This window comes from Mycobacterium arosiense ATCC BAA-1401 = DSM 45069, from assembly GCF_002086125.1.
Lineage (GTDB): Bacteria > Actinomycetota > Actinomycetes > Mycobacteriales > Mycobacteriaceae > Mycobacterium > Mycobacterium arosiense.
In genome coordinates, this window is sequence record NZ_MVHG01000327.1 from 1 (window position 1) to 266 (window position 266).

Annotated in this window: 1 protein-coding gene; it reads left to right on the top strand. The window is 76.3% G+C overall.

Annotation, left to right across the window (positions count from 1 at the left end):
- Positions 1 to 266 (top strand): nicotinate-nucleotide--dimethylbenzimidazole phosphoribosyltransferase (locus tag BST14_RS32080; protein WP_211280858.1); only part of this gene is annotated, 266 nt, incomplete at both ends.

Consider the following 266-nt stretch of genomic DNA (forward strand, 5'->3'; position numbering starts at 1 on the left):
GCCTTGCCCTGCGTGCGTCACCTGCGCCTGGCGGCGGGCACCGCGAACTTCGTCGAGGCCCCGGCGATGGGCGCCGAACAGTGCCTGCTGGCGCTCGAGGCCGGGCGCGAAAGCGTGCGCCGCGCCGAGCAGGCCGGCAGCCAGCTGTTCATCGGCGGCGAGATGGGCATCGGCAATACCACCGCGGCGGCGGCCATGGCCTGCGCGCTGCTGGATGCGCCGGCGAGCGCGCTGGTCGGGCCGGGAACCGGGCTGGACGCCAGCGG